Origin of the sequence: Pseudoalteromonas sp. BZA4, assembly GCF_040104395.1 — a bacterium.
Taxonomy (GTDB): Bacteria; Pseudomonadota; Gammaproteobacteria; order Enterobacterales; family Alteromonadaceae; genus Pseudoalteromonas.
On sequence record NZ_JBECOT010000016.1, the window covers coordinates 38,792 to 52,811 of the forward strand.

Annotated in this window: 11 protein-coding genes; 1 reads left to right on the plus strand and 10 read right to left on the minus strand. The window is 42.2% G+C overall.

From position 1 onward, the window contains the following. Positions 1-25: 25 nt before the first annotated feature. The 6 genes from galU to rppH all read right to left on the minus strand — a co-directional run bounded on the left by galU (position 26) and on the right by rppH (position 6,593). A complete protein-coding gene (gene galU, locus ABMY41_RS09025; protein WP_217874756.1) occupies positions 26-907 on the minus strand; it encodes a UTP--glucose-1-phosphate uridylyltransferase GalU in 882 nt (293 codons plus the stop codon). Between the two features lie 26 nt (positions 908-933). Next, on the minus strand, positions 934-1,785 hold the full coding sequence (locus ABMY41_RS09030) for a thymidylate synthase (RefSeq protein ID WP_349274533.1): 852 nt from the start codon (positions 1,783-1,785) through the stop codon (positions 934-936). Positions 1,786-1,798: 13 nt separating this feature from the next. Continuing rightward, a complete protein-coding gene (gene lgt / locus ABMY41_RS09035) occupies positions 1,799-2,602 on the minus strand; it encodes a prolipoprotein diacylglyceryl transferase (protein WP_054562237.1) in 804 nt (267 codons plus the stop codon). A gap of 14 nt (positions 2,603-2,616) precedes the next feature. Next, positions 2,617-3,426, minus strand: coding sequence for a sulfite exporter TauE/SafE family protein (locus tag ABMY41_RS09040; protein ID WP_349274534.1), 810 nt, complete (start codon positions 3,424-3,426; stop codon positions 2,617-2,619). A gap of 338 nt (positions 3,427-3,764) precedes the next feature. After that, entirely contained in the window at positions 3,765-6,041 is a 2,277-nt protein-coding gene (gene ptsP, locus ABMY41_RS09045; protein ID WP_349274535.1) for a phosphoenolpyruvate--protein phosphotransferase, read from the minus strand. Between the two features lie 33 nt (positions 6,042-6,074). Then, complete coding sequence (gene rppH / locus ABMY41_RS09050) at positions 6,075-6,593, minus strand: RNA pyrophosphohydrolase (RefSeq protein ID WP_054562240.1); 519 nt, start codon at positions 6,591-6,593, stop codon at positions 6,075-6,077. A 540-nt stretch (positions 6,594-7,133) separates the two neighbouring features. On the opposite strand from rppH, the gene mutH reads away from it, so the two are divergent. Beyond that, positions 7,134-7,805, plus strand: coding sequence for a DNA mismatch repair endonuclease MutH (gene mutH, locus ABMY41_RS09055; protein ID WP_349274536.1), 672 nt, complete (start codon positions 7,134-7,136; stop codon positions 7,803-7,805). A gap of 50 nt (positions 7,806-7,855) precedes the next feature. Here mutH and eno read toward each other — a convergent pair whose 3' ends face one another. The 4 genes from eno to relA all read right to left on the minus strand — a co-directional run bounded on the left by eno (position 7,856) and on the right by relA (position 14,019). Further along, positions 7,856-9,154: a phosphopyruvate hydratase gene (gene eno, locus ABMY41_RS09060; RefSeq protein ID WP_055020681.1), complete on the minus strand. Its 1,299-nt coding sequence runs from the start codon at positions 9,152-9,154 to the stop codon at positions 7,856-7,858. A 113-nt stretch (positions 9,155-9,267) separates the two neighbouring features. Beyond that, positions 9,268-10,902 (minus strand): CTP synthase, encoded by a 1,635-nt coding sequence (locus ABMY41_RS09065; RefSeq protein WP_054562242.1) that lies wholly within the window; start codon positions 10,900-10,902, stop codon positions 9,268-9,270. 157 nt (positions 10,903-11,059) lie between these two features. Next, positions 11,060-11,860 carry a nucleoside triphosphate pyrophosphohydrolase gene (mazG, locus tag ABMY41_RS09070; RefSeq protein ID WP_349274537.1) on the minus strand — a complete coding sequence of 267 codons (801 nt, stop codon included), beginning with the start codon at positions 11,858-11,860 and terminating at the stop codon, positions 11,060-11,062. Beyond that, positions 11,860-14,019: a GTP diphosphokinase gene (gene relA / locus ABMY41_RS09075; RefSeq protein ID WP_349274538.1), complete on the minus strand. Its 2,160-nt coding sequence runs from the start codon at positions 14,017-14,019 to the stop codon at positions 11,860-11,862. Before relA ends, mazG begins: the two co-directional genes overlap by 1 nt. Between the last annotated feature and the right edge of the window lies 1 nt (position 14,020).

Sequence of the window (14,020 nt, forward strand, 5' to 3'; positions counted from 1 at the left end):
TTTTTAACTAGATGGTTTGCATTGCTTATTTAACCAGCGACTTAATGAAGTCTGTTAGCTCACCTTTGAATTCATCACGACGCAGTGCAAATTCAACAATGGCTTTTAAATAACCAATTTTGCTGCCGCAGTCGTGGCTTTTACCTTTCATTGAATAAGCATCAACAATTTCTTTTTCCATTAGCATAGCAATGGCATCTGTTAATTGGATTTCATCACCAGCACCAGCTGGGGTTTTTGCAAGTAATGGCCAAATATTTTTGCTCAATACGTAGCGACCTACAACAGCAAGGTTTGAAGGTGCTTGATCAACAGGAGGTTTCTCAACCATGTTTAAAATAGCAGCGCTTTCACCTTGTTGAATTTTTACATCACCTAAATCTACTACACCAAACTTATCAACTTCGTTTTGTGGCACAGGTTCAACCATAATCTGGCTTTCACCCGTACTTTCAAAACGCTGGATCATTTCAGCTAAGTTATCTTTTTTAAGGTCGCTTGCTACATCATCGATGATCACATCCGGCAAGATAACTACAAATGGTTCATTACCAATGATAGGAGCTGCACAGTTAATAGCATGGCCGAGACCTTTCGCTTCACCCTGACGAACTTGAATAATCGTGACATCTTTCGGACAAATTGATTGTACTTCTGCAAGTAATTGGCGCTTTACACGTTTTTCAAGCGTAGCTTCTAACTCAAAACTGGTATCAAAGTGGTTTTCAATTGAGTTTTTACTTGAATGCGTTACTAAAACAATTTCTTTAATTCCTGCTGAAATTGCTTCATTTACAACGTACTGAATCAACGGGCGGTCAACAATAGGAAGCATTTCTTTAGGAATTGCTTTTGTTGCAGGTAACATACGCGTGCCAAGACCAGCAACTGGGATCACAGCTTTCATTGATTTCTCCTTAAATTTTATTGTTCTTACACTGAAAACGGATACTTAATTGCATCGTGACACTGATAACCTACTACTTCAAAATCATCTTTTATAACCCAGGTTTCAATGTCTTCTAGTGATTTAATGTTTGGGTTTATTTTTAATTCTGGCGACGCGAAAGGCTCACGCTTAAGCTGCACATCACGCATCAACTCAAGTTGGTTTTCATAAATATGCGCATTCGCTATTTTATGATACGCCTTACCCGGCTTGTGACCAGTGATTTGCGCAACTAATGCAAGCAACACAAAACATTGAATTTGATTAAAGTTCAAACCCAACGGCACATCACAGCTACGTTGGTATGATGTTAAGTATAGAGTATCGCCCAACAAAGAAAAGGTGTGCGTGTGCATACAAGGACGTAAACAACCTAGCTCAAACTCACCTGGGTTATAAAAAGTGACGATTTCACCTCGATCATCAATCCCTTTTGACAAGTTATCGATAACTTTTTTAAGTTGATCAAGGTGGCTGCCATCCGGGCGTTGCCAACTGCGGCCTTGCACACCATACACTCGACCCATATCATCTTCACCACGACGATGCGGGTTTTCTAGCCAAGCTTTGTTTTCGTTTGCGTTAGCATTCCAAGTCATACAGCCGATATCACGAAACTGTGCAGCGCTGTCGTAACCACGTAAATAACCAAGTAACTCCGCAATCGCCGCTTTATAAAAGCTCTTGCGCGTTGTTATTAGCGGAAACTTATTATTTGCCACATCATATTCAAGATCGGCATTAATAACGGTTAAACACTTGGTACCAGTGCGTTTGTTCTCAACCCACACACCTTCGTCAACAATACGCTGACATAAATCTAAATACTGTTTCATTGATTTGCTCTTGTTATGCTTTACTTGCCACGCTGTGTTGCGGCTTTTTATAGGCCCATATTAACAAACCAAGGCCACCAATTACCATCGGCAATGACAGTATTTGCCCCATCGAGATAAAGCCTGCGAATAAACCTAAATGAGCATCTGGCTCACGGAAATATTCAACAATAAATCTAAACACGCCATAGCCAAGTAAGAACACCCCAGCAACACTTCCCGCTGGACGAGGCTTTTTAATAAACCATTGTAAGATTAAGAACAGCACCAAACCTTCTAAAAAGGCTTCGTATAATTGTGATGGATGACGAGGCTCTGGGCCCCCTGATGGGAAAATAAACGCCCAAGGTACATCAGTCACTCGGCCCCATAGTTCGCCATTAATAAAGTTACCAATACGTCCAGCTAGTAAACCAAGCGGCACCAGTGGCACTACAAAATCGCCCACTTCAAATAATGATTTTTTACGTGTCCAGGCAAAAATAGCAATGGCTGTAATCACACCTAGCGTACCGCCATGGAACGACATACCACCTTGGTCAATTCTGAATAAGTACAGTGGGTTTTCAATAAAGTAGCTGAACTGATAAAACAATACATAACCAATACGGCCACCGAGTATTACCCCGAGCATGCCGTAAAATAATAAGTCACTAACTTGTTCTTTTGTCCAACCTGAGTTTGGTTTTTCTGCTTGACGATTAGCAAGCCACATCGCCAAAGCAAAACCAATTAAATACATTAAACCGTACCAACGTACGCTGAGCGGGCCTACCGAAAAAATAACCGGATCGATATCTGGAAATTGAAGAGCCATAAAAATAAAAACCTTTAACTAAACACCATTTTAAGCGCAATTATGACAAGTAATAGCGCGAATACTTTTTTTATTGTTGCCACAGGCAAGTAATGCGTGGCCTTGGCACCTATTGGCGCAATGAGCGACGAGGTAACCACAATCCCGACTAACGCAGGTAAATACACAAATCCGGCAAATCCATCACTGAAAGATGTTAATTGCCACCCAGCAGATACGTAACCCACCGAGCCGAACAGCGCAATGACAATACCACATGCAGCAGCACAACCAATGGCCTTTTTAATATCAACGGAAAAATAATGCAGTAGCGGCACAATAAGCGCCCCACCACCAATACCAATTAGCCCTGACAGCGCCCCCATTATGGCACATAAAAAGCCAAGAATAGGCCCTGATGGAAGCGGCTTTTCACTGGCGGCTTTTTTACGTGTCGATAACACCATTCTAAGTGCGATAAACACCACGCTACCAGCAAAAACAAAGCGCAGCAATTGCTCAGGAATAAAGCTTGCTGCAAAGCCACTGATCAATGCGCCAAGACCAACGCCAGTCATAACCCAAGGAGCAATTTCCCAAGGCACGTTAGCATTACGATGATGAGCAAAGGCTGAAGACGTCGAAGTAAAAATAATGGATGCTAACGAGGTTGCTATCGCGATGACTAATACATGGCTTGGGTCGGCAACATTAAACGACACTAATAGCGCACTAAGTACTGGCACGATTATAAGACCGCCACCAATACCTAATAATCCTGCTAAAAATCCAACCACGCTGCCCAAAATTGCGCAGTACACCATTAAAGGTATTACGTCATGCATAGCACACTCATATATTCAATTTGTTATATACATATACTAAACTAATATATATACCCAAACCACCTCAAGATGCGAGTTTCAGTTGGAATTAAAAGCGATTTAGGCAAGGCATTGATTGCAAGTAATAGTGGTTCTATTGTTAAAATCAATAACGCAGTATAAATCGCTTTTAAACCAACCCTTTGGGCGTTTCACAGGCACTTACTCTCATCGTTGTTACTTCTTAAAAGGGACTGCCATTGTTGCAAAGTAACGCCTTGATATTAAGCACCTGTGAAACGCTGAATTCTACATCTTGAGGTGGCTTGGGTATAGGCGCTTCACAGCACAATTTTCCCTCATGATTGACCTTGGCTTGGGGTGTAAAAAAGCTCACCGAGTTGATGTTCGATCATAAAGTTACGTGTCAACCTAAGTACATGCTTTGCCGTTGGTTGTAATAAGCACTCTGCAAGTAACTTTTCCATATCACTGACATTTAATCGCCTAAGCACAAACTTAATTTTACTAATCGAAGCGTAGTTCATGCTCAAGCTTCGATACCCCATCGCAATGAGCAGTAAAGCGCCTTCAGGGTCGCCCCCTAACTCACCACATAAACTAAATGGCAACTCATATTGCTGACACTCTTGTGCTATTTTTAACAGCACTCTAAGTACACTTGGGTGATAAGGGTTAAATAGCTCAGCAACGCGGGCATTAGAGCGATCAACTGCCAGCATATACTGGGTTAAATCGTTGCTACCTACAGAGCAAAAATCGACTTTTTGCGACCACTCTTCAAGCATAAATACACTCGAAGGTACTTCTAACATCACGCCAATTTCAGGGCGCTCAATGGCTTGTTCAGGATATTGTTCACTTAACTCAAAGTAGGCTTTTTCGAGCAATTTTAACGATTCATCGACTTCCTCTGAGCCGCTGATCATCGGCAGCATGATTTTTAAATTACCCAACCCAATGTTGGCTTTTAACATTGCCTTGAGCTGATCTAAAAATAGCTCTGGATGATCTAAGGTAACGCGAATACCACGCCAACCTAAAAATGGATTTTCTTCTGTTATATTGAAGTAATCTAAAACTTTATCGCCACCAATATCGAGTGTACGCATCACCACAGGATTAGGATGGTAGCTAGTGAGCACTTCACGATACCAGCTTTCTTGTTCTGACTGTGAAGGAAATTGGCCTTTTTGCATAAACCAGGCTTCGGTGCGATAAAGACCTACCCCATCGCAAAATGGCTTATTGTCATGCTCGGTATTTAATTCAAGACCCGCGTTTAGTAGCAAGCTAATGTGTTCGCCATCTTTAGTGACGGCATCTAGGTTTTGCTCTGCTACAAAACGGTCGTTCAATAAGGCTTCTTGATATTTGAGCTGACTGTATTCCTCTTGCAGCATTTGTGAAGGAGAAATATATAAACGCCCTGCATAGGCATCTAAAATCATTTGCTTGCCTTCAAATTGCAATAACGGCACATCTTCAATGCCCCAAATAGCAGGGATCCCCATAGCACGAGTTAATATAGAAGCATGACTATTTGCCGCACCATTAACACTCACAACCCCAGCAAGGTGCCCTTTCGGTACTTCAGCAAGCATTGCGGGGGTTAATGTACCGGCAATTAAAATAGTGTCTTTAGGGTAAGGTTTTGCCGCATGCTCAGTATTAACTAAGTGATGTAAAACCCGTAAACCAATATCTTTAACATCAACAGCACGCTCTTTAATGTAAGGATCTTGCATGGCATTGAATTGAGTCACCAATTTCTCAATTACAATTTTCAGGGCGCTTTTAGCATTCCAGCCTTGTTGTAATTGCGCTTCAACATTTTGACCAAGACTTTTGGCATCAAGTAACTGCTGATAAACATCAAATACCGCCAGTGCCTCTTGCGGAATAGAGTCGCTCAGAGTCATAGATAAGGTATTAAACTCGTTACGCGTCGCAGCCACAGCTTGGGTAAATAGCTTACGCTGGGTGCTCACATCGTCGTCTTTTTGCAGTTCAATAGAACTAAAGTCAAGTTTAGGGATCACCACAAAGGCTTCACCTATGGCAATACCTGGTGCACTTGATACCCCTTTTAGTACTGAGGTTTGGTGGGAAAACTCATCAACGCGTAATATTTCTTTTATTTCTGCATGAGCTAACTGAGAAGCTAGCTGGGCCGAGAGCGTAATTAAGAATGATTCCTCGTCAGGGCTAAAAACACGGGCTAGTTTTTGTTGAACAACAATAACGCCTAAAACCTTTTTCTGGTGCACGACTGGCACTGACAAAAATGCGTTATAGCCTTCTTCATTAACTTCAGGTGAGAGTTTAAAACGAGGGTGAGACTTAGCAAAAGCAATATTAATAGGCTCTTCACGCTGAGCAACAAGACCAACGAGACCTTCAGTAAAGCCTATACGAAACTTACCCACTGCATCTGGGTTGAGGCCTTGGGTGGCCATCAATACAAAGTTATCTTGACTATAATCTGCAAAATAAATCGAGCAGCACTGTGTTTGCATGGCATCTTTTACCATTTGCACAAAACACCCCAGCGCACTATTTAAGTCCGCCTGTTGCGACACTGCCTCAGCAATTGATCTGAGCGTGGCTAACATGATGCTGCTCCTTTGATTTAAATAAGGTTGCCCTTATCGTTTATGTCGCCAATGATCTTTGTGTTGCTCTCGTTTATTAAACGGCATTGCAAACGGAGCAAACTCTTTCATTACTCGACGATATACATCGCGCTTAAACGAAACAACTTGCCTAACCGGATACCAATAACTCACCCATCGCCAATCATCAAACTCGGGGTGATGAGTTTTAAGTAAATCTACATCTTCATCTTTACAACGAAGTTTCAGTAAAAACCATTTTTGTTTTTGCCCAATACACACAGGACTTGAGTCTCTGCGAATTAAACGCTTGGGTAATTTATAGCGTAACCAATGTTTAGAACTTGCGACGATCTCAACGTCTTCAGGAAGCAAGCCCACTTCTTCGTGTAATTCTCTGTACATGGTTTGCTCTGCTGTTTCGCCGTCATCAACACCACCTTGGGGAAATTGCCAAGAGTGCTGACCATAGCGACGAGCCCAAAATACTTGTCCCTGATTATTGCAAATTACAATTCCGACATTGGCACGAAAACCTTCGGCATCAATCACCTTAGTGCCTCATTTGTAAGTCGATTTTTATTGATTGTTCCACATAACCTGCGATACAGCAAACACTTTACACCTAAGCCTAAATTAGATTGGAAATTTATTTTTTAACAAACATGTTTAATCAAGATGTTACGAAGTAATTATTATAAAAATGTGCAGTTTGATTAAAATAACTATTTACAACCGTATTTTTACCACCTTACCCACAGCTTGTGCATAACTTTTATAAATCATGCCTAAATTGCAAACAAATCCACAATCCACAGTTGAAATATCCACTTTCTCCACAGAAACTGTGGATAAACATGTTTATATATCTGTATTTATACAAACAACTGTTTAATTAATGAAATAGAAACAACATAAAAAAACAGCAAAACAATTAAATATCAGTTAGTTAGACCAGAACATCCAAAAGTAAAACTGATTATTTTTAGCCCACTCTTAACGTGCGCAAAAAACACCCAAACACAAAGATATCCACTAAGGCACGCATTTGCTATCATGATACGGTTAATTAGACAATCAAATAAACGCCTTATGCGACCAATAAAACCCGCTTCTATAAACGAATTAATGCAACGTGTTGATGCTATTGCTGGCCTAACCTTAGGGCAGCTAGCCGAGCAATATAAGTTTAAAACCCCTGACGATTTACTACGTGAAAAAGGCTGGACCGGGCAACTTATCGAATATGTACTTGGTGCAACAGCAGGCTCAAAGCCAACACCTGATTTTGAAGAGTTAGGCATTGAGCTAAAAACCCTACCTATTTCATTTAAAGGCAAGCCCCTCGAAACAACCTTTGTTTCGGTAACACCGCTATTAAATGTAACCGGAATGACTTGGCAGCAAAGTACGGTTCGTAAAAAGTTGAATCATGTTTTGTGGTTACCGATTTTAGGCGAGCGCGAGATACTACCTTTTCACCGTACCATAGGCAGTGGCTTTTTATGGCAGCCAAGTGCAGAGCAAGATGCCCTTTTACAGCGTGATTGGGAAGAACAAATGGAGCTAATCGCCCTTGGTCGCGTGGATGAAATTTCAGGGCATTTAGGCGATGTAATGCAAATAAGGCCAAAAGCAGCCAACAGTAGAGCGCTAACAGATGCAATTGGCCCAAATGGCCAGATAATACAAACCTTACCTCGCGGCTTTTATCTAAAAACCAGCTTTACTGGCGAAATCCTAAAACAACAATTTCAGCTATAAAAAAACCTCCCGAAGGAGGTTTTTTAAAGTCTTGATGAAGCTAAGCCTGATTACTGACCTTTAACCTCTTTAAGACCGTTGTAAGGTGCTTTCTCACCTAATACTTCTTCAATGCGAAGTAGTTGGTTGTACTTAGCAATACGGTCAGAGCGGCTTAATGAACCCGTTTTGATTTGACCAGCTGCAGTACCTACTGCTAAATCAGCAATTGTCGCATCTTCAGTTTCACCTGAACGGTGTGAGATAACAGCTGTGAAGCCAGCGTCTTTAGCCATTTTGATAGCAGCAAGCGTTTCAGTTAATGAACCGATTTGGTTGAACTTGATTAGGATTGAGTTAGCAATACCGTTATCAATACCACGCTTTAAGATCTTCGTGTTAGTTACGAAAAGGTCATCACCTACTAATTGTACTTTGTCGCCAATTAGTTGTGTTTGGTGTGCGAAACCATCCCAATCAGACTCATCTAAGCCGTCTTCAATTGAAACAATTGGGTATTGCTCAGTAAGGCCTTTAAGGAAGTGGTTGAATTCTTCAGAAGTGAATTTTTTACCTTCGCCTTTAAGGTCGTAGATATTCGCTTCTTTGTCGTAGAACTCAGATGCCGCACAGTCTAGAGCTAGAGTGATATCTTTACCAAGCTCATAACCTGCATTTGCTACAGCAACCTTGATTGCAGCAAGTGCCGCTTCGTTTGATTCAAGGTTAGGAGCAAAACCACCTTCATCACCTACTGATGTAGAGTGACCTTCAGCTTTAAGTACTTTGGCTAAGCTGTGGAAAACTTCAGCGCCCATACGTAATGCTTCACGGAAGTTTGAAGCACCAACTGGCTGGATCATGAACTCTTGAATATCAACAGAGTTATCAGCGTGCTCACCACCATTGATGATGTTCATCATAGGTAATGGCATTGAGTAAACACCTGATGTGCCGTTTAGGTCTGCAATGTGCTCATAAAGCTCAACACCTTTAGAGTTAGCAGCCGCTTTAGCCGTAGCTAAAGACACAGCTAAGATAGCGTTAGCACCTAGTTTTTCTTTGTTTTCAGTACCATCTAAGTCAAGCATTACTTGGTCAACAGCTTTTTGGTCAACTGCGTTTTGGCCTTTAAGCGCTTCAGCGATTTCGTTATTGATATAGCCTACTGCTTTTAAAACACCTTTACCTAGGTAACGTGCTTTATCACCATCACGTAATTCAAGCGCTTCGCGAGTACCTGTTGATGCACCAGATGGTGCTGCAGCACGGCCCCATGAACCATCAGCTAAATGTACATCAGCTTCAACAGTTGGGTTACCACGCGAGTCCATGATTTCGCGACCAATCACTTTTACGATTTCTGACATCTTGATTCCTCTTTTCCCGAAAATGGTGAGTTAGTGCCAATTTTATTAATTATCCTTAATGCCATTGGCTTATTAAAACAAATAAGCCGTGCATAAAGCACGGCCTATTTAAATTACGATGACGCTTTTTGGTGAGTATGTGCAGCTGCAACAAACCCTTCAAATAGCGGGTGACCATCACGTGGTGTTGACGTGAATTCCGGGTGGAATTGCGCGGCAATAAACCAAGGGTGATCTTTATTCTCGATAATTTCGACTAGTTTCTTATCTTCAGATAAACCAGTGAAACTTAAGCCTGCTTTTTCAAGCTGCTCTACAAAGTGGTTATTCACTTCGTAACGGTGACGGTGACGTTCAACAATTTCGTCACTACCGTATACTTCACTTACTTTAGAACCCGGTGTTAAGTGACACTTCTGTGCACCTAAACGCATAGTACCACCTAGGTCAGATTGCTCATCACGGATTTCAACGTTACCGTCAGCATCTTGCCATTCAGTGATTAAACCAACAACTGGGTGTGCTGATTTAGCGTTAAACTCTGTTGAGTTTGCATCTTCAAGGCCTGCAACGTTACGCGCATATTCAATAAGCGCTACTTGCATACCTAAACAAATGCCTAAATAAGGAACTTTATTTTCACGTGCATATTTAGCCGCTAAGATCTTACCTTCAACACCACGGCCGCCGAAGCCACCTGGAACTAAGATAGCATCAAGGTGAGAGAGTAACTCAGTACCTTTGCTTTCTAAGTCTTGTGAATCAACGTATTCGATGTTCACAGTTAAACGGTTTTTCAGACCTGCATGCTTTAATGCTTCGTTTACTGATTTATATGCATCTGGTAGTTCGATGTACTTACCAACCATACCAATTGTCACTTCACCTGTTGGGTTAGACTCTTGGTATAACACTTGTTCCCACTCAGATAAATCTGCTTCTGGGCACTCAAGATAGAAACGACGACATACGAAGTTATCTAATTCTTGTGACTTAAGTAACGCAGGGATCTTATAGATGCTTTCTACGTCTGGTAATGAAATAACAGCTTTCTCTTCAACGTTAGTGAAAAGTGCGATCTTCGCGCGCTCGTTATTTGGTAATTTACGATCAGAACGACAGATCAAGATATCTGGTTGGATACCAATCGAACGTAATTCTTTTACTGAATGTTGTGTTGGCTTAGTTTTAACTTCACCTGCAGGGCCTAAGAATGGCACTAGCGTTAGGTGGATAAACAATGCGCGCTCACGGCCAATTTCAGTGCCAAGCTGACGAATTGCTTCTAAAAATGGTTGTGACTCGATGTCACCAACTGTACCGCCAATTTCAACGATTGCTACATCGCGACCTTCAGCACCGTCGTATACACGTTGCTTAATGTCGTTTGTGATGTGTGGAATAACCTGAATTGTTGCACCAAGGTACTCACCACGACGCTCACGTCGTAATACATCTTCATAAACACGACCTTGTGTGAAGTTGTTGCGGCTAGTCATCTTGGTACGGATGAAACGCTCATAGTGACCTAAGTCAAGGTCAGTCTCTGCACCGTCTTCAGTTACAAATACTTCACCGTGCTGAATTGGGCTCATAGTGCCTGGGTCAACGTTAATGTAAGGATCCAGCTTTAAAATAGTCACGTTAAGACCACGTGCTTCTAAAATAGCGGCTAATGACGCTGCTGCAATACCCTTACCCAACGAAGAAACAACCCCGCCAGTTACGAAGATAAATTTTGTACTCATGCGAACCCTAGAATATCAGGAATTAAAAGGAATAATATAGAATCAAGACGGGGCGATATTATAGCAAAGGGGCTGCTATCAATCCAGATAAAATTAGCAAATAAGTGCACAAAAAACGAGCTTGGTTACACTGTACCCAAACTGCTCTACAATGCACTTACCTGGCTTGTTTTTTTATGGCTTCCCATGCGTTGTCCATTTCTTCGAGGCTAGCCGTTTCTAGGCTCTGGCCACGTTCACCTAAGTAAGCAGCCACTTTTTCAAAGCGTGACGCGAACTTAGCATTGGCACTTCGTAATAATTGCTCAGGATCGCGCTTAATATGACGGGCAACATTCACTGTTGCAAACAGTAAATCGCCAAGCTCTTCTGCACTGTGCTCTGAATAAGGATCGTGAGCCAGCGCTTCTTTTACTTCGTCTACTTCTTCAGCAACTTTATCGAGCGCACCATGATAACTTGGCCAATCAAACCCTAGGCTTGCTACACGCTGTTGAATCTTCTTCGCTTTTGATAACCCCGGCATTGCATCGGGAATATCTTGCCACAGGCTCATTTGTGGTGAAGCTGCTTTTTCTGCTCGCTCTTGTGCTTTAATAGCCTGCCACTGCGCCGAAAGCTCAGAGTCAGTCAGCTCACTTTGTTCTGCAAAGACATGGGGATGACGACGCACTAATTTATCATTAAGCGTATTAGCCACATCGGTAAAATCAAATAATCCTTGCTCTTTGGCAAGTTGAGCATAAAAGATGACTTGAAACAGTAAATCGCCAAGCTCACTTTTAAGCTCGGTAAGCTCACCTTTTTCAATGCAGTCTGCTACTTCGTAAGCTTCTTCAAGGGTATGCGGCACTATTGATTTAAAGTCTTGTTTTAAATCCCACGGGCACCCAGATTCTGGGTCCCGTAGTTTAGCCATAATTGCAAGCGACTGCTCAATTGCCTGTTTATCATCCATTACGAATGACCACGCTTTGCATCATGTACACCTTCGATTTGGTGTAACTTAGACAATAAGCGGTTGGTGCTTGATAAGTCATGTACTTCAACCTGCATTGAAAACAGCGCAAGCTGCTTATCTTCTACTGTGTTGACGTTCATGTTCAGCACATTCACTTTTTCGTTTGCAAGTACTGAGCTGATATCTCGAATAAGGCCTGAACGATCGGTCGCTTCAACTTTAATCGTCAATGAGTAAGAGCCATTGACATCGTCTGACCAACTTACTGATATCACCCGCTCAGGATGCTTTTCACGAAGTTTCTCAAACGAATCGCAATCTTCACGGTGAACTGCAATCCCTCGGCCTTGCGTAATGTAGCCAATAATTTCATCGCCCGGCACAGGTCGGCAGCATTTAGCAACATGGCTCATTAAGCTACCTACCCCATCTACAACAATACCGTTCTTATCGCCGGTGACACTTTTTGGTTTTTTAAACTTAATTTGTGGCTCGTCATGCTCACGGTCACTAATAAAGTTTAATAACTGGTTTAAGCGAACATCTCCAGCACCTACCGCAACCATAAGGTCGTCAAGGCCTTTAAGGTTAAAGCGCTCGATTGCTGGCGCTAGATCTTTGGTTGTTAAATCTAGCTTTTGCAGCTCACTTTCGAGTATTTCTTTACCGGCACTTAAGTTTTTATCGCGATCCAGCTGCTTAAACCAATGATGGATTTTAGAGCGTGCTCGTGAAGACTTAATATAACCTAGCGATGGGTTTAACCAATCACGGCTTGGGTTAGGTTGCTTTTGAGTTAAAATTTCAACCTGATCGCCGGTGCTTAATTGGTGAGTAAATGGCACAATTTTGCCAAACACTTTTGCGCCAATACAACGATGCCCTACATTTGAGTGAATGTAATAAGCAAAATCAAGTGGTGTTGCACCCAGCGGCAAATCGAAAATATCCCCTTTAGGCGTAAACACATAAACACGGTCTTCTACTACTTGGTTTTTAAGCTCTTCCGCTAAGTCACTGCCATCAACAACTTCTTCTTGCCATTGCAGTAACTTACGTAACCAGCTAATTTTTTGCTCGTAGCCTGAACCACGTCCTGGCAATGCACCTTCTTTGTACATCCAGTGCGCAGCAACACCTAGCTCAGCATCTTGGTGCATTTCGCTCGTACGAATTTGAATTTCAACGGTTTTGCCTTCTGGACCAAATACCACGGTATGAATTGACTGATAACCGTTTTGCTTAGGTGTTGCGATGTAATCATCAAATTCTTTATTTAAATGGCGCCAGTTAGTATGCACGATACCTAATGCAGCGTAACAATCTTGCAGACGCTCTACCACTATGCGCATAGCGCGAATATCAAAAAGCTGGTCGAACTCGTAGTTCTTCTGTGCCATTTTTTTGTAGATGCTGTAGATATGCTTAGGGCGGCCATACACCTCACCTTCAATACCTGCTTCAGCCAAGCGTGCTTTTACTAAAGCAACCATGTTCTCCATGTAAGCTTCACGGGCAAGGCGCTTATCATCCAGCTGTTTGGCGATATTTTTATAGGTATCTGGGTGCAAATAACGGAACGAAAGATCTTCAAGTTCCCATTTAAGCTGACCAATCCCTAAACGATTAGCTAGGGGCGCAAAAATGTCGCGTGTTTCTTTAGCGGCAATGACACGCTCTTCTTCACTGGCGTCTTTCACATCACGCAGGTGGCACACTTGCTCTGCAAGTTTAATCACTACGGCGCGCACATCTTCAACCATGGCTAACAGCATACGGCGAATATTATCGATTTGTACTGTGCCTTTTCCTTGATGGGCTAATGTGCTGATGGTAGCCATTTGGCTTACGCCTGTTAGTAATAACGCAACGTGATTACCCAGCTTTTCGGTGACTGTCTCAATTGAGATTTTTTCGGCTAAAAAATAAGGCGTTAAAAAAGCAGTGGCAAGCGAGTCTGCATCTAAATTTAGCTCAGCTAAAATCTCCACCATCTCAATGGCTGTATTTTCACGTTTTGCATCATCGCAGTGCAGGCACAGTTGGTGAGCCTGCTCTAATAAGGTATGTTTGTCTTCTGTTAGCGCTAACAGCTCGATACGGCTGGCAAAATCACTCGGCTTAGTTAGCTGATGTGACTGTCTAGTGGCTACCATG

Bases quoted from the DNA above. Each gene is read 5' to 3' on its own strand.
- galU (WP_217874756.1), bottom strand. From the start codon at position 907: ATGAAAGCTGTGATCCCAGTTGCTGGTCTTGGCACGCGTATGTTACCT.
- ABMY41_RS09030 (WP_349274533.1), bottom strand. From the start codon at position 1,785: ATGAAACAGTATTTAGATTTATGTCAGCGTATTGTTGACGAAGGTGTG.
- lgt (WP_054562237.1), bottom strand. From the start codon at position 2,602: ATGGCTCTTCAATTTCCAGATATCGATCCGGTTATTTTTTCGGTAGGC.
- ABMY41_RS09040 (WP_349274534.1), bottom strand. From the start codon at position 3,426: ATGCATGACGTAATACCTTTAATGGTGTACTGCGCAATTTTGGGCAGC.
- ptsP (WP_349274535.1), bottom strand. From the start codon at position 6,041: ATGTTAGCCACGCTCAGATCAATTGCTGAGGCAGTGTCGCAACAGGCG.
- mutH (WP_349274536.1), top strand. From the start codon at position 7,134: ATGCGACCAATAAAACCCGCTTCTATAAACGAATTAATGCAACGTGTT.
- eno (WP_055020681.1), bottom strand. From the start codon at position 9,154: ATGTCAGAAATCGTAAAAGTGATTGGTCGCGAAATCATGGACTCGCGT.
- ABMY41_RS09065 (WP_054562242.1), bottom strand. From the start codon at position 10,902: ATGAGTACAAAATTTATCTTCGTAACTGGCGGGGTTGTTTCTTCGTTG.
- mazG (WP_349274537.1), bottom strand. From the start codon at position 11,860: ATGGATGATAAACAGGCAATTGAGCAGTCGCTTGCAATTATGGCTAAA.
- relA (WP_349274538.1), bottom strand. From the start codon at position 14,019: ATGGTAGCCACTAGACAGTCACATCAGCTAACTAAGCCGAGTGATTTT.